General features: G+C 47.3%; 15 protein-coding genes and 1 pseudogene. 7 read left to right on the forward strand and 9 right to left on the reverse strand.

The genetic code is table 11. The annotated features are described in order from the left end of the window. The first annotated feature begins 622 nt into the window (after positions 1 to 622). A complete protein-coding gene (locus I2G42_RS15820) occupies positions 623 to 871 on the forward strand; it encodes a DUF6061 family protein (protein WP_033121501.1) in 249 nt (82 codons plus the stop codon). A gap of 49 nt (positions 872 to 920) precedes the next feature. Here I2G42_RS15820 and I2G42_RS15825 read toward each other — a convergent pair whose 3' ends face one another. The 7 genes from I2G42_RS15825 to I2G42_RS15855 all read right to left on the reverse strand — a co-directional run bounded on the left by I2G42_RS15825 (position 921) and on the right by I2G42_RS15855 (position 8,594). Continuing rightward, positions 921 to 1,946, reverse strand: coding sequence for a sensor histidine kinase (locus I2G42_RS15825; protein ID WP_055228679.1), 1,026 nt, complete (start codon positions 1,944 to 1,946; stop codon positions 921 to 923). After that, positions 1,943 to 2,620 (reverse strand): response regulator transcription factor, encoded by a 678-nt coding sequence (locus tag I2G42_RS15830; protein WP_055228678.1) that lies wholly within the window; start codon positions 2,618 to 2,620, stop codon positions 1,943 to 1,945. Before I2G42_RS15830 ends, I2G42_RS15825 begins: the two co-directional genes overlap by 4 nt. A 19-nt stretch (positions 2,621 to 2,639) precedes the next feature. Continuing rightward, positions 2,640 to 4,712 carry an ABC transporter permease gene (locus tag I2G42_RS15835; RefSeq protein ID WP_055228677.1) on the reverse strand — a complete coding sequence of 691 codons (2,073 nt, stop codon included), beginning with the start codon at positions 4,710 to 4,712 and terminating at the stop codon, positions 2,640 to 2,642. Continuing rightward, positions 4,702 to 5,469 (reverse strand): ABC transporter ATP-binding protein, encoded by a 768-nt coding sequence (locus I2G42_RS15840; protein ID WP_033121505.1) that lies wholly within the window; start codon positions 5,467 to 5,469, stop codon positions 4,702 to 4,704. Before I2G42_RS15840 ends, I2G42_RS15835 begins: the two co-directional genes overlap by 11 nt. A 77-nt stretch (positions 5,470 to 5,546) precedes the next feature. Then, positions 5,547 to 6,734 (reverse strand): sigma-70 family RNA polymerase sigma factor, encoded by a 1,188-nt coding sequence (locus tag I2G42_RS15845; RefSeq protein ID WP_033121506.1) that lies wholly within the window; start codon positions 6,732 to 6,734, stop codon positions 5,547 to 5,549. Between the two features lie 35 nt (positions 6,735 to 6,769). Next, positions 6,770 to 7,477: a hypothetical protein gene (locus I2G42_RS15850; protein WP_055228676.1), complete on the reverse strand. Its 708-nt coding sequence runs from the start codon at positions 7,475 to 7,477 to the stop codon at positions 6,770 to 6,772. Between the two features lie 10 nt (positions 7,478 to 7,487). Next, positions 7,488 to 8,594, reverse strand: coding sequence for a DUF6076 domain-containing protein (locus I2G42_RS15855; protein WP_033121508.1), 1,107 nt, complete (start codon positions 8,592 to 8,594; stop codon positions 7,488 to 7,490). A 222-nt stretch (positions 8,595 to 8,816) separates the two neighbouring features. Between I2G42_RS15855 and I2G42_RS15860 the strand changes: the two genes are divergently transcribed. The 6 genes from I2G42_RS15860 (at position 8,817) to I2G42_RS15885 (ending at position 15,085) form a co-directional block, all read left to right on the forward strand. Continuing rightward, on the forward strand, positions 8,817 to 9,437 hold the full coding sequence (locus tag I2G42_RS15860) for a CHC2 zinc finger domain-containing protein (RefSeq protein WP_033121509.1): 621 nt from the start codon (positions 8,817 to 8,819) through the stop codon (positions 9,435 to 9,437). A gap of 1 nt (position 9,438) precedes the next feature. Beyond that, positions 9,439 to 10,785, forward strand: a complete 1,347-nt coding sequence (locus I2G42_RS15865) for a DNA primase family protein (protein WP_033121514.1) — start codon at positions 9,439 to 9,441, stop codon at positions 10,783 to 10,785. 400 nt (positions 10,786 to 11,185) lie between these two features. Continuing rightward, positions 11,186 to 11,401, forward strand: a complete 216-nt coding sequence (locus tag I2G42_RS15870) for a type 2 periplasmic-binding domain-containing protein (protein ID WP_055228675.1) — start codon at positions 11,186 to 11,188, stop codon at positions 11,399 to 11,401. A gap of 346 nt (positions 11,402 to 11,747) precedes the next feature. Next, a complete protein-coding gene (locus I2G42_RS15875; RefSeq protein WP_033121833.1) occupies positions 11,748 to 13,037 on the forward strand; it encodes a plasmid recombination protein in 1,290 nt (429 codons plus the stop codon). Positions 13,038 to 13,055: 18 nt separating this feature from the next. After that, a complete protein-coding gene (locus I2G42_RS15880; protein WP_033121834.1) occupies positions 13,056 to 13,358 on the forward strand; it encodes a hypothetical protein in 303 nt (100 codons plus the stop codon). A gap of 80 nt (positions 13,359 to 13,438) precedes the next feature. Next, a complete protein-coding gene (locus tag I2G42_RS15885; RefSeq protein WP_199572093.1) occupies positions 13,439 to 15,085 on the forward strand; it encodes a recombinase family protein in 1,647 nt (548 codons plus the stop codon). Between the two features lie 251 nt (positions 15,086 to 15,336). Here I2G42_RS15885 and I2G42_RS15890 read toward each other — a convergent pair whose 3' ends face one another. Together I2G42_RS15890 and I2G42_RS15895 are read right to left on the reverse strand one after the other, a co-directional pair. Continuing rightward, positions 15,337 to 16,548 carry a tyrosine-type recombinase/integrase gene (locus I2G42_RS15890; RefSeq protein WP_003526283.1) on the reverse strand — a complete coding sequence of 404 codons (1,212 nt, stop codon included), beginning with the start codon at positions 16,546 to 16,548 and terminating at the stop codon, positions 15,337 to 15,339. A 147-nt stretch (positions 16,549 to 16,695) separates the two neighbouring features. Beyond that, a pseudogene (locus I2G42_RS15895) lies at positions 16,696 to 17,187 on the reverse strand (tyrosine-type recombinase/integrase); the annotation flags it as partial. Positions 17,188 to 17,264: the final 77 nt, after the last annotated feature.

Consider the following 17,264-nt stretch of genomic DNA (forward strand, 5'->3'; position numbering starts at 1 on the left):
GGTTGTTGTTTTGCCAACGCCGCCTTTCTGGTTGGCGATGGCGATGATTTGTGTGTTCATGACTTCACCTCATTTCTAATTGTTGCTGTTGTTTCTGGAAATAGAAAAAGCCGCCACTTCAAAATCATAAAGTGACGGCCCTTTCTAATGCCGGAATCTCTGAAACAAAAAAGCACCCAGTTATTTGTTACTGAGTGCCTGCATTAGAATCGTATTTAATTGTTCAGATTTGGTCAGATTATGCCAAACCCTCCAGCGAAAAATCCGGTGTCTGAGAGTGCCAAATCACCCTCAAAAATACCCCCGAAATTGCTCTCTGGTTGTCCTATTTTTTAACCACTAAGGCCGTTTTTTGACCCCATTTTTGCCGGTTGTCCTATATTTAACCACTAAAAATTGGGTGAAATCCGCTCTCGTTTTGCCAAATTTGGTCAAACCATATCAGCCCGTTTAGATATAGCAAAAGCCCGGAAAACCTTGGCTTAACAGTGATAAGGAACTAATTTACTTATCAACTGTTAGCTGACGGTTTCCGGGGTGCATACGGACAAATCCCGTCTGATTTCTAACAGAAAGTCAGACGGGATTTTCGCTTTATATTACGAATTATGGAGGACATACCATGAAAACCTTAATATCTTGTGCCTACAATATGGATAATTGCTGTGTGGAAGTGAAATTCAGCGACGGCAGTATGATTGCGATTGACACTATCGTCGTTGAGAACGAGATTGCTGACAATATGTATCAGCGGTCAGAGCTGGATTATTTGATCTACAACGCTCCTTTGGAGTATGCAGACCTTATCTTGAACGGCGATCCCGAAACCTATTTGAAAACTGTAACAGAATACAAGCCTTGGGATAGCTGACAACACGCTGCCCGCAGGAGAAAATCCTGCGGGCGTTTTTCTGTTTATATTATTTCCCTCCGTTGGATCTCAATTTAGGAAAGAAGATGACAATCTTGAAGCTCTTTCCCCACTGGGAAGCTGCTTCCAGATGAAGATTTAGATCGTCGGCCATCTTCTTAACCAGGTAAAGTCCCATACCGGTAGCCTTCTTTCTGCTGTCAGTAGAATCCCCGGTAAAGCCCTTTTGAAAAATGTACGGCAGATTATATTTTTTTACGCCAATGCCGTTATCTTCAACAGAAAGGATATCTGCAGTCTCCGAATGTATCACGGAAATTGTAAGCATGGGACTATCGCTGCTATATTTGATGGCATTGCTAACGATTTGTCCCAACATAAACTGAAGTCCTCTACGGTCTGTATAGACTGTTTCAGATTGCAGTTTGTTGAGAATGACAAAATGCTTCTCTTCAAGAAGTGGGGCATAGTCCTCCAGAACTTCACCCAAGCAGTCATTCAAATTGACATCCTCAAATCGGTAATCCTTTGTACTGCTCTTCAACCGGGCATAGTACAGCATCTGCGTGACATCCTCCTGAAGCTGACTGCGGACATAATCCAGCTTTGCTTGCAGGGAAGGAGAGATTTCATCGTTCCGGTTATCCAAGAGCATGGTCAGCAACGATAGGGGCGTTTTCGCTTCATGTGCCCAGCCCTCCACGTATTCTTCATAGTCCCGTAGGGCATCCGCCATATTGTTACTCTCGTTTTTGTATTCCCGTAAAACCGAAGCCAAAAATCGGACAGATTCTCCTTCTTTCTGACTAATGGCACTGAGCAGCCGTTCTTCATTGCAGATGGTAGGATCACTGAGGAAATCTCGGAACAGTTCCATGTGGGTGTTCTCCCTCTTGTTTAGTACAAACAGAATCGCTGAAAACAAAAGGATGCTCGTCAGAACTACTAACCCGATCAAGGTTTGAAATACCTGAATGTCAGAAATCCAAAGAATGACAGCGCAAAAGCAATCCACGCCCAGCAGCAACAGAAGCCAGGGGTAGTACCGTTCTATCATGTGCCAAAGCTGCTTCATAGAGACACCTCCGCTTCCAAACGGTAGCCCATTCCTCGAACTGCAACGATTCGCTGCTTCATTTCAAGGGCGGACATCGTTTTTTTCAGCCGGGTTAGGTTAACCTGCAAGGCATTTTCATCTATGTATTCCGTGGTTCCCCATAGTGCCATGCAAAGCTGCTCCGTCGTGACCAGAGCATCGCCGCCGGACAAAAGAGCGACCAACAGTTTTCCCTGATTTTTTGGAAGCACCACAGAGGTATTATGAATATAAAGCGTGTAGGTCTGCTGGTCTAACAGGAAATCTGGTCCCTCTATGAGATTGGTACGGCCTTCATACCTTTTGAGAATATTGGATACCCTGGCAAGAAGTCGATCTTTTCTGCACGGCTTCGTCAAATATTCATCGGCACCCAACTGGAACGCTTGCAGTTCATCCTTTACCTGATCTCTGGAAGTCAGCACCAGGACGGGGATAGCAGTTTTATTCTTTAGCTCCTGGCAGATTTGAAAGCCACTGATCTCCGGCAAGTTCAGGTCTAAGATCACAAGGTCAGGGCGGAGGGCTGCCAAGAGCCGAGCGGCATCTTCAAACTCGGTAATTGCCTCCACAAGATAGCCGTCCTTTTGGAGCATATCGCAGAGTTCTTCCCGCATATAGACTTCATCTTCCACAACAGCAATTCTTTTCATGACAGCACCTCCTTCCAAATTATTCTTCTCTCTGCGGCTGCATCAGTGTCAGCAAATACCGATCACTGGAGCGCTTGACCACTCTCATATAAATATATTCTATCACGCAAAGTAGTAAAATCATAGCAGCAGATACAAGCAGCATTTCAGACACTGTCCCACGGGTTCGGGACGAGAGTATCCCTGTAAATAACGCCCTGACTCCAAACAGACTGCTGACAGCCGCAACCAATACAGGAAGTCCCATAAACCAGGTAATTTGCTTTCCAGCAGACTGGCAAAGGGTTTCGTAAGTAGCTCCCAGGCGGATCAGGGTCTGGTATCTGCGCCCGGTTTTCTGCTGACTCATCAGGAACTGAACACCCACGATGGTGTTGGCAACTACCAGGAAAACAATCGCAAGATAGAGGGTAATATAACTGGATGCTATGGTGTAGAAAAGCTGACGACCTATATTCTGAAGATAGCTTTCATATTCAATGCCAGTTTCGTCCAGCTTCTCGTTCAAATCCAAATATGCAGTCATAAGGCTATTTCCATCCAGAGCCTGCTCACTGAGCACCGCATTGACATAGGTATCATACATTCCCTGGCTATAATATAGGAATGCTTCATCCGGAAGAATCAATGCAAAGGACAAGGTTATAGAACGGTCCGTGACCAAATTCACAGACTGAACCTCTCCTGTAAGATGAATCGGACTACCATCCAGTTCCACCTTGGGCTGTCCGGCCAATACTTGGTTCAGCATTGCGGTACGACTTACCGTAGTAAACTCTGTATCAATATAGACAGCGGCCTCCTTTTCGCCTAATTGGAGAGCCGGTTTGCCGGACAATTCCAACAAACGATTATAGTCCGATAAACAAATCAAATATGGGTATGTGGCATAACCAAGATTGTTCAGAAGGACATCCCGGTCTTCCGACTGGGGCAGGCTCCGAAGAGAGTCCATAACAGCGTCCATGCTGTAGGCATTATCATAATCTTCTGTGGTGCGAATACGCCCAACCCTCATTTCAAAAAGCTCTGAAAATTGATTTTCCAAACCGTTTTCTTTCAGGGCTGCCTTTATATTCGGAAGAACCTGCGATGAATCTTCTGCAGTATGATCTTCAAAAGTATAGTCGATTACATGGCCAGAAGACAGGCTATTCGTTCCTGCAATTCCTACGCCCGCACCAAAACAACACAGCGCCGCCAGAATCAGCAGGGAGCTGATGGCCATGGAGGTTGACTGATGAATAACATTCTCCTGAATCTGCCGGAAGGTAAATACATGAAGCTGCTTATTTCCTTTTCCTTTCTTAACAATCAAAGCAATCAGCGCACGCATCCCATAGAAAAGCAGCATCGTACCAACTATGCCCAACAGCAAAGTCAGTCCCATCATACTTACCTTTGTCCATGCAATTCCCTGAATCGCCATGTAGTAAGCCACTGCCAACATCACACTTCCGCATATAGCAGCCAGTCCATAGATAACAGATGGCATTTGCTTTTTGGGGCGGTTCGTTGGCTGGGATAGCAAAGTACCGATCTCCTGGCGGCTGATTCGTCCACTCAAAATCAGAAGTGCCGTCAGCTTAATTGCCAGAAATCCTGCCAGCGTCCATTCAATTGCAGACCAGGATAAAGAAAACTGATGACCGATGATCCCCATGCCTACCAGCTTGGCGGTGACAAGACTGACAATTTCTGAAAGCACCACAGCCACAGGTAAGCCTATGAGCATGGCAAGAATACTGGTCAGGAAATCTTCCGCCAGAAGCATACCAAACAGTTTACTTCTACGCATCCCCAACATTAGATAAACACCAAACTCATGCCGTCTGCGCTCGAACTGATACTTGCAGGCAAAATAGATCAAAAAGAACAGAATACCGAGGGTCATCCCATAAAACGCAGGAATCAGAAGCAGGAGTTTGTCAACTGCGTCACTCTCCATTTTCTGCAAAAAGAGCATCACATCTTGAGTGGAGATGGAAAGAATCATGTAAAAGGCAACAATAGAAATCACCAGGGAGCTGAAAAACAGACCGTTTTCCTTTCGGCTGCGGTGGCTGTTCCGAAGAATGAGATTAGAGAACATTTGCGCTGCCCCCTCCCAGTTGCGCCATCACCTTCAGGATGCGCCCGTAGAACTCCTGCTGGCTTTCGTCTCCACGCCGAAGCTCATGAAAGATCACGCCGTCCTGGATGAACAGAATGCGCTTGCAAAAGCTGGCGGCATTGGAATCATGGGTTACCATCAGGATCGTAGCTTGTTCGTCACGATTCAGGCCGGACAGCTTCTCCATAAGACTTCTTGCGTTCTTAGAATCCAGCGCACCCGTCGGTTCATCGGCAAGGATCATTTGGGGATGTAAGATCAGAGCCCTTGCTGCCGCAACACGCTGACGCTGGCCGCCGGACATCTTGGACGGAAACTTATCCAGAACATCAGTGATTTCCAGATAGTCAGCCAACTGCTTCAGCCGCTGGCTGCTTTCTGCTTCGGATACCCCATGCAAGGAAGTCGGGAGCAGGATGTTTTCCCTGCCAGTCAGGTTGTCCAGCAATTCAAAGTTCTGGAATAGATAACCAACTTTTTTGCCACGGTACTCTGCAAGAGCCTTTCCCTTGAGGGATTGCAGAGTATCGCCTTCCACCTGAATGCTTCCACCTGTGGGTTGAATCACAGTCGCAATACAATTGAGCAGTGTGGATTTACCGGAACCGCTGCTTCCCATAATGCCGAGAAACTCTCCCGGCATCACCTGGAAGGTGATCCCATTCAGTGCCTTTGTTTGACTTGGCACATTGCCATAGATTTTTGTTAAATTTTCAATATTCAAAATGGGTTTCATGTGAATACCTCCTATCATTTGTAATAAAATGATAGCATGGGAACACAGCAAATACCACTTACAGTGGTTGTAAGGATTCAAGATATAAGTGGCGGCTCAAGGGGGACGAGCATATATTTTGTAAGAGCATCAGGCGACAATGATAAAATATACCGGATCGCCTCCTTGGCAAACCAGTTCGTTTTAATTGTATCCCAATCAGCAAGTCGGATAATCTCTGCTGTGCCGTTCTCAAAATCAACTGAAATTTCGCCCCATTCGCCGTCGCAGTCTGCTTGATATTCGTAGATTGCGGCGGCGATTTTCTTTTTGCGCTTGGTTTTGGTTTTCTGTTTCAGCCGGACAGCATGGAGCGCACCTTCGGCAACCAGCAGTTCTGTCAGTTTGTCCACCGCTTTCCGGTAGGCTCGCTCTGCACCGCTGGCTGTGCTGCCCTCAAACATAATCGCCAATTCTTCAAAAGTGGGGCGGTTCTTCCATGAGCCAACTCGCCCGCAGGTCATACAGATTGCTAACCGTTTTTCGAGCAAGGTCTGTTCCCGGTAATTCAGCTTCTCAAATGCCCGCTGTACCTTTTCTGCTTGTATGCCGTTCCAGAGGATGTCGGTATAGTTCCAGCTATCGTCAAGGGCTATATCCTCGCCTGTTTCCTCGCCGTCCTCGTCCGTTATATAGAACGGCTGCTGGTTGCGGATTCCACGGACAACTTTCAGATATTCTTCCGCAAGAGCAAGGTCGCAGTTATACTTCTTGGAAAACTGGTTGACCGCATCTTTGGTGTTATGGTACAGCCACGCCATTGATCGCACCATTTTGTAATTGGTCAGAGAGGATACCGACCATTTTTCTTCGCCCATGCGGAAACGGAGCATAGAATCCCAGATGAACGGATAGATGTATGTAGCATACTCCGCACCCTTGGCAGGATCATAGTCCATCAGCTTTTGGAGCATTTGCTCCCGGCAGGAGATCTTTATATCGATAAATCGGTCTGTGTCGTACAGATTGCCGCCGTCCACACTGAGAAAGCCTTTGATGCGCTTGTTGAGCTGCGTTTCGTAGTGGTGCAGAAAGAACGAAAAATATAGCAAATTCTTTTCCCGCAAAGCAGACAGGATATATTCATTCAGACTGTCCACCGCTGGCGGTTCCGGTTCCAGTTGGAAGATGCGCTCTGCCACATAGGGGATGATGCCGTCACCGTGTGGATTAACTTGGTGCTTCGGTATGTATCCGGTCATGTTCCACGAAAAATCATTTAGCATAGCGCACCTCCCTTCTAAGTAATCAGCGGGAATAATTAACCATAATTCCAAGTTTGTCTTGCAGCATTTATATTATCCAGAAGAACAGATGCAGGATTTGCCTCGTAATAGTACGTGCTCATATCCAAAATGCCTTCTTCCATTTCACCCCACTCTGCTGTGCGAGAAACAAAGATTCTATTATATACACACCAATCGCATGTGGTGGTGAAAGCAGCAATATCTGCAAAGTCTTTTGGAAATACAATTCTTCTTCCATTTGATGTTGGCTTAAGATAGTTCTCCATTATTTCTTTGAAATTCTTCAGATCATAATCCGTAGCGTTTTCCAAAGCTTTACAGACAATCAATTCTTCGTGCGTGAATTCTGTAAGTGTTTCTAAATGGTTTGCAAGAATTAGACCATAAATAACGCAAACCTTTGGGCATTCTGCATTTACGGTTTGTTTGAACAGATTGGCTACGATAATAGCCTTTTCCGGGCTGGAGTTTACATAGTTGTAAAGCTCGTTCAATCTTCTTTCGAGATTAAAGCCAGATGCAAGACCGTTCAGTAGATGGCCGAGTTTGAAGGTATTGTATTCAGATAGAAGATCATTTCCTATTCCGCCTACAATTCCCGCAACTGGGTTTACTACGCCCAACACACCAATAGAGCCAGAACGGATTATTTTGGTCATAGGATTGTCCATAACCCGGCTAAGCGCATTCCCAATATCAGTTAAATCATATTTCTGTGCCATTACATATTCCTCATTTCGTCCGTAATTTTGCTTCTTTCTTCAAAGCAGCCTGTCCCATCTCTTTTTCGTAATCACCTTTGGCATAGGCGACATTGCTCAGCGCTCGAAGCATTTTATCCTTTGCCAGCTTTTTCATAACCTCTGCAAGATCAGCGTCCAGAGTACCACGCTTCACATAGCGGTTTATGGTGTTCAGCCGTTTCTCATAAATCTGTTTCACCGGATGATCGTCCGCAAGCTCCCGTTGTTCTCTGCCTTTCAGGTTGCCGATCTGTCGGCAAGTGCGGTGCAGCTTGTCCCCCGGTGCATAGCCGCCGCAGTATTTGGTGTGCCTTGCGTTGGTGGTGAGGAACCACTTGCCGCAGATTTTGCATTTTTTCGGGGCATGACCAACACATAAGCCCTCAAAAAGATCAGACCGGAACATCCCTACAAAGGATACATAGTGCATCCGCTTGACCAGCTTCGCAACTTTTTCGCCGGGACGGATGACCGATATATACTGAACGGAATTATTCAAAGTAGACATCCAGGCATTGCCCTCCGTGATAGAGAACTCCGGCGGAAAATAGTCGCCGAACATTTTTGCAAAACCCTCTGCGGTGCGTTCTGCTTCATTGCCGTCTGATTTTTCTGCAAAATCAAGCATGGCCGTTTGGTATTCCCCAAGGGAGTATGCCAGATGCCCGAAAACTGCGGTATAACGTTGGAGCATCATCGCATCGGCAAAGTTCTGGATTTCTTCAAATTGCAAAGAATTGGTTGCGGCTTTTATGGCAAACTCCACATATTTCAGCGCATTGTCCACAGTAAAGACTTTTTCAATCCGTTCTCTGTGCTTTGAGATATTCATATAGGAGAACGGCGGTGTTTGACTGAGAATATCAAGCATCGTCAGAGCAGCTTCCGTTGCAATAGGACAGAGTGCAGAAGCATCCTGTCCGGCGTTTAATATTCCAAGCAGCAGATTGATTTTCTCGCATTGCTCGTTCATCTTTGCGATGGTATCCGCAGGGACATTCAGCGCATCACAGGCAAGAGCGCCGACAGGAAGTGTTTTTCCCTCATATATGACCGTATCCTGCCAAAAATCCAATGTCATCAGTTCTTGGTTCATGCTTGCCCCTCCTGTCCTGTTTTTTCATTTTCTTAATTCTATCATGCTAATGTAAAGAAATCTACATCTATCCATAAGTTGTCCTGTTTTTTGAAACGGGGTTGTCCTCCGATTAGCCTGTTTTTTGAAAAATCCGGCATAACCATAGTAGAAGGAGCCAAACCCCTGCCAATCACGGCGGGTGTTTCGTGCTTTCTAAATACTATGAACGGAGGTTTTTCTATGACAATCTATGAAATCATCAAGGCGGCAATCAGCGTAAAGCAAGCCGCAAAACACTACGGGCTGAATGTCAACCGCAATGGTATGGCTTGCTGCCCGTTCCACAACGACAGGCATCCGAGCTTGAAGCTGAACGAGGATTATTTCTTCTGCTTCGGCTGCGGAGCCAAGGGGGATGTAATCGACCTTGTGGCAAGACTGTTCGATCTGAGCAGTTATGAAGCAGCGCAAAAGCTGGCTGCGGACTTCGGGCTTGACCCGAAACCGCCCACTGCCGCAGCTATGGTCAAGCCAAAGCGTCCCTATATCCGTCAGTTCCGGGAGAATGAAATGCTGTGTTTCCGGGTGCTGACGGATTATCTGCATCTGCTGGAAGATTGGAAAATACGATACGCACCCAAGACACCGGAAGATGCTCTGGATGACCGTTTTGTGGAAGCCTGCCAGATGCACTGCTATATCGAATATATGGCAGATGTGCTGACGGTGGGTGATCTGGAAGAACGGGTGGCATTGGTGGACAAGCTGATGCAGGACGACAAAATTGCTTTTCTGCAAGAGTATACCGCACGAAAGAAAAAGGAGGTGGCGCACCGTGGCGAAGAACCGGAAAACGCCTAATATGAATTTTCCTGTCTGGTTTGACGGGCAGAACATCAACGAAGCTCTGTTTTGTGAAGAATTTCTGCATGAGCGCAGAATCATCTTCGCAAACGGAGCTTTTTTCACGCCCGATGGTCGAGTGACGGATGACCTTCCTCTGCGTGGGGAGATTTACGACAAGCTGAAATTTTGTGCCGTGAACAACATCCCACGGAAGATCACCAACATTCTGGAAGTGCTGAAACTGGAAGCGCAGGTGTCTGACTTCCCTCCGGAGCAGGATCGCATCCATGTTGCCAACGGTACGCTGCTCTTGAACGGCACTTTCACCGAAGGCAGACCGGCTATCGTGCGAAGCCGTCTGCCTGTCGGCTATAATCCCGATGCTCCTGCACCGGTGATCTGGCTGAACTTTCTGGATGGGTTGCTTTACGCCGAGGACATTCCAACTTTGCAGGAGTTTATCGGCTATTGCCTGATTCCCTCCAACAAGGGGCAGCGCATGATGGTGATTAAAGGCAACGGTGGCGAGGGTAAATCTCAAATCGGTGCGGTGCTGTCCACCATCTTCGGCACGAATATGAAAGACGGCAGCATCGGGAAGATTTCTGAAAACCGTTTTGCCCGTGCCGATCTGGAACACATCCTGCTGTGCGTGGATGATGATATGCGGATGGAAGCTCTGCGTCAGACCAACTATGTAAAATCCATCGTGACTGCACAGGGCAAAATGGACTTGGAACGCAAGGGCAAGCAGAGTTATCAGGGCTGGATGTTTGCCCGGTTGCTGGCATTCAGCAATGGTGATCTGCAAGCCCTATATGATCGCAGCGATGGTTTTTACCGCAGACAGCTTGTGCTGACCACCAAAGAAAAGCCCATGGACAGAGCCGATGATCCTGACCTTGCAGAGAAGATGAAAGCTGAAGCCGAGGGTATCTTCCTGTGGGCATTTGAAGGCTTACAGCGGCTTGTTGCCAACAACTTTAAGTTTACGGAGAGTGACCGTATCCGGGAAAACCGGGAAGCGGTCAAGCGTGACAACAACAATATCTTTGATTTCATGGAGTCGGAGGGATACATCCGATTGAAAGCGGATGCTTCCATCAGCTCTAAGGATTTCTATGAAATCTACCGGATGTGGTGTGAGGAAAACTCCCTTGCACCGCTGAAAGCCCGTAGATTCAGCGATGCCATGATTGCCAATGCCGGGAGATTCAATCTGGAGCATTGCAACAACATCACCAACTCTGCCGGACGGCGGGTGTGGGGCTTTATGGGCGTGGAAGCTGTGGCAAGACCTCATATAAATGGATTTTACGATGTTTCGCCGTGTACGTACGTACCGGAGGACTGGCGGGATTGATTTTGCCAGTCATGCTCTGTACGTATGTACGCAGCATTTACCCCTGTTTTCTTCCGTTATAGGAAACAGCAGCTTTCAAAGCTGACCTGTTTTCGGGCATTAAAAATCAATGGTAATGGAAACAGCAAAGTTTTTGACCGCAGGACGAAACTATTTCACGAAATCGTGCTTCTCTGAACCGTGTACCCTGTTCACGGAACAATGGGTGTTTTCACTGTTCCAGACCAAACCACACAAAACGGCAAAGTGGGATATGGTCATATATGGACAGGACATCACAAGCGAAATTCTGAACGGATTTCGGAGATTGCAGATTTTTCACTGTTCGGTGCATCCACTCCACCTTGGAGCGCAGAGGTTGCACCGACACATGAACTGAATTATGGAGGATTTTATCAATATGAATATACGCAACGAAATAAAGGCACAGATCATCCGTGCCGGGATGACCATGCAGGAAGTTGTTGACCTGCTCTCGGACGAGTACGGTTGGAGCGACAGCGTTTCCAACCTGTCCGCAAAATTACAGCGGGAAAGTATACGATACAAGGAAGTATTGGAGCTTGCCGCTGTGCTTGGTTACGACATCGTATGGCAGAAAAGACGGGAGAAGTGATACCCCGGCAACAGCCCTCCGCATCTCCCGTCCCCATAGGCGCACCGCAGTGCTGCCCATGGACAGGCAGTGAAAGATACGGTTTTCGCTGCCATCGTCTGCAAGAAATGTTCCGCAGAACAGCTTCATGCAGACGGGCTGACCAAGGTAAAAGGCGCAGACATTTTGCCTTGGTCAGCAGAGGTCACCGCAGTGACCGCATTCCCCCTCGGGAGAGCCCTCGGAGAGCCCACGGCACTTTGTAGCCAGCATGGATGAAAGTGTAATAGTGGGTTATTACACTTTGAAAAAGTGCCGTTCCTCAGCCCTCCGCTGTCTGCAAATCTTAAAGAAAGGACAAAAATCTATGGCAAGAAATGATGGAATTGATCGTACCTTAGCCAGAAATCAGGACTTGGAAACTCCGGATGATGTGACAAAAGTACAGGAACACAATGAGCGTGAAAAAGACCGTTATTCCAATGTGGACATCGTGCCGGAACGTACTGCGCTGAATGTTCACTTCAAGTCTCCCACTGACGATTATGTAAAAATGTTTGAGCAGATGGAGCAGGACAAGATCATCTCCACCAGAGGGCTGAAACCGGATGCCGTCAAATATGGCGAGTTGGTTTTCGATGTGAACTCCGCTTATTTCTACAACCACGGCGGCTATGAGTTTGCAAAACAGTTTTATGCCGATGCCTATAAAGCCGCCGTGGAGATCGTGGGCGGTGAGCAGTATATCCTCTCCGCTGTAATGCATGCCGACGAGCGCAACCGGGCAATGTCGGAAGCTCTGGGTGAGGATGTGTACCACTATCACCTTCATGTGGTTTATATCCCGGTGGTGGAGAAACAAATCCTGTGGTCGAAGCGATGCAAGGATGAATCCCTCCGGGGAACGGTAAAGGAAACGATCACACAGGTCAGCCGCAGTAAGAAGTGGGAATCCAAACCCGTTCTTGATGAAAACGGAAATCCTATGTTGAACGCAAAAGGGAAAAAGATTTTGAAGTCGTCCTACAGTGTGCTGCAGGATGACTTTTTCAATTTCATGCGAAACGCTGGTTATACCGATGTAGAGCGTGGAGAATGTGGCAGCACCGAAGAACATCTGACGGTGACACAGTTCAAGGTACAGGCCGAACAGCAGCGTTTGGAAGCTGTGACCGGACAGGTGGCACAGGCCGAGCAGAGCTTAGCGGATGCCAAAGCTGCCACGGAGAAGCAGAAAAAGAAACTGGAAGCTCTGAAAAAGGAAACTCAGGCTGCTAAGTCTGTTGCTATGACTGCACATGAGATTGAGTCGATGGGCAAGAAAAATCCCATTACGGGAAATGTTACCATGACGGCGGATGAGTGCCGCACGCTAAAGGATTATGCGGTCAGCAGCTTTGCGGAAAAGTCTGAGAAGCTGAAATACAAGCAGAAATTCGAGCAGGCAGATAAAAACGCAAAGATATGGAAAGACCGTTTTGAAAAACTGAACAAAGACTATGAGGAGCTGAAACAGAAAGCCCAGCCTTTCCTGGATGCGATTGAGATTGCATCTGAAAAGGTCTGGGCTTTTATCAATGCCATCCTCGCCAGGGGAAAGGAACTGTATGAACACAAACACCCTGCCCGCAATCGTGGACAGGACATGGAAATTTAAGAAAGGAACTATTTGCCTATGAAGAAAACCGTAGATGAAATTAACAAGATGATTATGGAAGATGCCCCGATGGAAGAAATCAACGATGCCATCGGCTATATTGATATTTGCTCCTGCTTCGATCCGATTTTTGAGCCGCCTATTGATTTTCTGGAAGAATGCCGCAAGCGTTGGGAAGCGGCACAGTCCTCTTTCTGCAAAACCATTGAGTGCAAGATCGGAAACACATGGTATGTGATTGAAACGGAGTGTGATGGAAATGAGCCACTTACCGACAAGGTAAAACGGCTCATTTTTTCTGACAAGGGGGTGATTTGTTAATGACTGCGACACAAAAGCATGATATAATTCCAATATGCACAACGGTACTGTCGGCTGACCAACCACCGAAGGAGGATATTATGTTGGATCAGCAGAAAATTACCATTCTCTATTGCCGTCTGAGCAACGAGGATGCCCAGGAAGGCGAGAGTAACAGTATCGCAAATCAGAGAGAGTATTTAACCCGATATGCCCGTGACCACGGGTATACAAACCTGAAAATTCTGGTGGATGACGGTTATACGGGGACGAACTTCAATCGTCCCGGTGTGCAGGAAGGCTTTGAGCTTGTCAAGCAGGGGCTTGTGGGCTGCTGGCTGGTCAAAGACCTCAGCCGCTTTGGTCGTGACTATCTGACTGTTGGACAATATACGGATATTATCTTTCCGAGTTATGATGTCCGCTTTATCGCTATAAATGATGGCGTAGACAGCAACCGGGGAGACAGCGAGGGCTTCGCCGCAATCCGTAATCTGTTCAACGAGTGGTATCCCCGTGATACCAGCAAGAAAGTCCGTGTCAGTTTGCGGCAGAGAGGAACCAGTGGGAAGCACATGGGCAAACCGCCCTACGGATACCGCTGTGACCCGGAGGACAAGGATCACTGGATTCTGGATGAAGAAGCGGCTCCGGTAGTCAAGCTCATCTTCGACCTTTGCATTGACGGCAAAGGCCCGGAGCAGATTGCAAGGATTCTGGAAGAAAAGCAGATTATGACCGCAAAGGCACTCTATGCCAAGCGAAAGAAAAAGCCGATGCCGGAAAGACCGTACCACTGGGGCAACCAGTCCATTGCAGGGATTTTGGAACGGCAGGAGTACACAGGCTGTACCTGCAACTTCAAGACTTATTCCAAGTCCTACAAGCTGAAAAAGCGGATTCCCAATGAGCCGGAGAATATGTTTTATCTGCCGGACACACAGGAAGCGATTGTATCTCAGGCACAGTTTGACAGGGTGCAGGAACTGAGGAAAAACAAACGCCGCCCCGCAAAAGCGGAACGGCAGGGATTGTTCTCCGGGCTTCTGTTTTGTGCCGATTGCGGCGGCAAGCTCCACTTTGCCACAAGCAAAAGCTTTGAGGGCAAGCAGGATCACTACGTCTGCAACAACTACAAGAGCAACCGTGGTACTTGTACTGCCCACTATATCCGGGAAGATGTGCTTCGTGAAATCGTTCTGGAACGCATCCGGGCAGTCAATGAGTATATCCGAAGCGATGTGGACGGTTTTCAGGAGGAATGGCTGCAATGCCGCAGGACTGACCAGGAGCGCAGCATCCGGGATGACAAAAAGAAGCTGGAACAGGCAAAGAAACGCCTTGCCGATCTGGATGTCATCATCGCCCGGCTGTACGAGGACTATGTTCTTGGAAATCTCAATCAGGACAGATACAGAAAGATGTCTGCGGACTATGAAGCGGAGCAGGAACGGTTAAAGCTCGAAATTGAAGTTATCGAAGAATGGGTGGAACAGCGGGAAGAAATGAACGACGGTCTGGATGCCTTTATCGCCCTGACACAGAAATATGTGGATGTGGAGGAGCTGACACAGACCATCGTGAACGAGTATATCAAGAAAATCATCGTCTATGCCCCGGACAAATCCAGCGGCAAGCGCAAGCAGAAAGTGAAGATTTTCTTCAACTTCGTGGACGATGTAGATATTCCCGTTATTTCCGAGCCTATCATCACGCAAACAACCTATGAACACAGAAAAACGGCGTGACCTTCGGGTCACACCGTTCTCTGCGACAAAATAGTTACTTGTCACTATTAAGCCTTGATTTTCCGGGGTTTTGTAAACCTTTTGATATAGTCTGAGCAGTCGATTATCGCTTGCTGAACTGCGGAGCGCGACGAGCTGCTTTGAGACCGTATTGCGCGAGTTTTTGAGCTGTTTTCCCTTGATACTCCGGGATTTTCCGGCTTTCTGCCTCTCAGTTATCCGGTGTGCGGACCATAAAAAACGGCATTTTTTCATTCAGCAATAGCCTGATGAAACGCACCATTTACTACCCCAAACAGCTCCTCTGGTTTATTGTACTTCACTTTTGCATAGATGTCCATAGTTGTTTTGCTGTTTTCGTGTCCGGCAAGGTATTGGACGGTCTTTGGATCAACACCAGCATAGAGAAGATTGGTAATGTAAGTGTGCCGCAGCTGATGCGGGGTTACATCAAAGTCCAGCGTATATCTGATTTTGGGTTGATTTTTCTGGGTCATGCCCAGCGTTGGGGTAACCGTGTATTTGATGCTCTGCCCATTCACATACTTATAATAGTTCCGGGGCTTAGTGGAGCGGACAACGACATACTGCCACACTCTTTGAAACTGCGAAGCAGCCAGCGGCTCCCCTTTGCTGTCAGCAATCACATAATCTGATATGGAATTTTCTTTCGTTTCTCTCAGACAATCCACCAAACACTTCGGTATCGGAATATCCCTTTTTGCCGCCGGAGTCTTTAGCACCGTAGAAATCACGGGTCTGTTATGCTCTGTACGCCATGCCCGCCTCACCGATAGATAAGGTGTATCCTCGTCCAGAAATACACAATCCCATTGCAGTGCAAGAATTTCTTCCCGACGCAGACCGGAATACAAACCGAGCATAATAAACAAATATGGAGGAAGTCCCTTGACTGTATCCAGAAGCACGGCTACCTGCTGATCTGTCAATGCCTCCTTCTTTTTTGTCGGTTTTCCGCCTTTACCGGATATTCCCGCACAGGGATTGTGTTCAAGAATTTGGTTTCTCTCTGCCGCATAAAAAATGCACTTGAGTAGCATATTGACCTTATTGTATAAGCCTTCCGATTTCTTTGACAATGGAACAAGCGCCAGCCGAATATCGTCAGCAGTCACTTCTTCCATATACATCTCTCCCAGAGGTTTGATGATATAGTTTGTCATATCCCTCGTATAACCTCTGAGTGTAGACGCAGACACCTTTGCCGACTGCATCAGCAGCCACTTCTCGCCATACTCGGCTACTGTCGGGTGCTGCCGGTGAAAGATAATTTCTTCCACCTGCTTCCGGGCCTCTAACTGCTTCTCATACAATTCTTCACAAGTTGCGGCATACAAACTCAACTCTTTGCCATCTGCATCCGTAATCCTGGTTCTGTAATACTGGATTCCTTTCAATGTAATGGTCCCGTACTTCGGGATCTGTGTTTTCTTTTTTGCCATCTTTGATCGTCCTTTCTTGATAATGTGTAGTCTCCGTATCTACACTCTCTTTTTATCAGAAAGCCCCGATTTAATCAAAGATACGGCTGAGGTAAAACAAAGAGCGAGACATCCTTGCCTCGCTCCTTCTTCATTTCCTATTTGTTATTACTGTGCTGCATCCCAGCTTGCAAACGCACAGTTCATTGATCTGACCAGCTCATCTGGTCTGTTGTACTTAACCTTTGCATAAATGTCCATGGTAATCTTGCTGCTTTCATGGCCTGCCAGGTATTGAACCGTTTTGGGATCTACCGATGCATGAATGAGATTGGTAATGTAAGTATGCCGCAGCTGATGGGGTGTTACTTCAAAGTCCAGACTGTAAACCACTTTTCCGTTATGAGCAGCCTTTTCTCCCAAGACAGGTGTGACAGTATGCTTTACTCTTTTTCCATCTTCATACCGATAATAGCTCCGCTCCTTGACCGTCCTCGTAACAATATACTGCCAAAGTCGCTTAAACTGCGTGTAGGACAGCGGTTCGCCATCCCGGTTTGAAACCACGTACTCCGAAGTCGAAGTTTCCTTTGCTGCTTTCAAACACTCAGCCAAGCAAACAGGAAGGGGGATATTTCTCTCCGCAGCCTTGGTTTTCAAAGTTAGCAACCACCAGTTCAACTGGTGGTTTATTATTAGCCCTCCAAAGGGCTATTGTTACTGCTCGCCCCAAAGGG

Origin of the sequence: Fusicatenibacter saccharivorans (genome assembly GCF_015557635.1) — a bacterium.
Classification (GTDB): domain Bacteria; phylum Bacillota; class Clostridia; order Lachnospirales; family Lachnospiraceae; genus Fusicatenibacter; species Fusicatenibacter saccharivorans.

Excerpts from the sequence above, each read along its gene's own strand:
- I2G42_RS15820 (WP_033121501.1), top strand. The coding sequence starts at position 623 with ATGAAAACCTTAATATCTTGTGCCTACAATATGGATAATTGCTGTGTG.
- I2G42_RS15855 (WP_033121508.1), bottom strand. The coding sequence starts at position 8,594 with ATGAACCAAGAACTGATGACATTGGATTTTTGGCAGGATACGGTCATA.
- I2G42_RS15825 (WP_055228679.1), bottom strand. The coding sequence starts at position 1,946 with ATGAAGCAGCTTTGGCACATGATAGAACGGTACTACCCCTGGCTTCTG.
- I2G42_RS15850 (WP_055228676.1), bottom strand. The coding sequence starts at position 7,477 with ATGGCACAGAAATATGATTTAACTGATATTGGGAATGCGCTTAGCCGG.
- I2G42_RS15880 (WP_033121834.1), top strand. The coding sequence starts at position 13,056 with ATGAAGAAAACCGTAGATGAAATTAACAAGATGATTATGGAAGATGCC.
- I2G42_RS15840 (WP_033121505.1), bottom strand. The coding sequence starts at position 5,469 with ATGAAACCCATTTTGAATATTGAAAATTTAACAAAAATCTATGGCAAT.
- I2G42_RS15865 (WP_033121514.1), top strand. The coding sequence starts at position 9,439 with ATGAATTTTCCTGTCTGGTTTGACGGGCAGAACATCAACGAAGCTCTG.
- I2G42_RS15830 (WP_055228678.1), bottom strand. The coding sequence starts at position 2,620 with ATGAAAAGAATTGCTGTTGTGGAAGATGAAGTCTATATGCGGGAAGAA.
- I2G42_RS15860 (WP_033121509.1), top strand. The coding sequence starts at position 8,817 with ATGACAATCTATGAAATCATCAAGGCGGCAATCAGCGTAAAGCAAGCC.
- I2G42_RS15870 (WP_055228675.1), top strand. The coding sequence starts at position 11,186 with ATGAATATACGCAACGAAATAAAGGCACAGATCATCCGTGCCGGGATG.
- I2G42_RS15890 (WP_003526283.1), bottom strand. The coding sequence starts at position 16,548 with ATGGCAAAAAAGAAAACACAGATCCCGAAGTACGGGACCATTACATTG.
- I2G42_RS15845 (WP_033121506.1), bottom strand. The coding sequence starts at position 6,734 with ATGCTAAATGATTTTTCGTGGAACATGACCGGATACATACCGAAGCAC.
- I2G42_RS15835 (WP_055228677.1), bottom strand. The coding sequence starts at position 4,712 with ATGTTCTCTAATCTCATTCTTCGGAACAGCCACCGCAGCCGAAAGGAA.
- I2G42_RS15875 (WP_033121833.1), top strand. The coding sequence starts at position 11,748 with ATGGCAAGAAATGATGGAATTGATCGTACCTTAGCCAGAAATCAGGAC.
- I2G42_RS15885 (WP_199572093.1), top strand. The coding sequence starts at position 13,439 with ATGTTGGATCAGCAGAAAATTACCATTCTCTATTGCCGTCTGAGCAAC.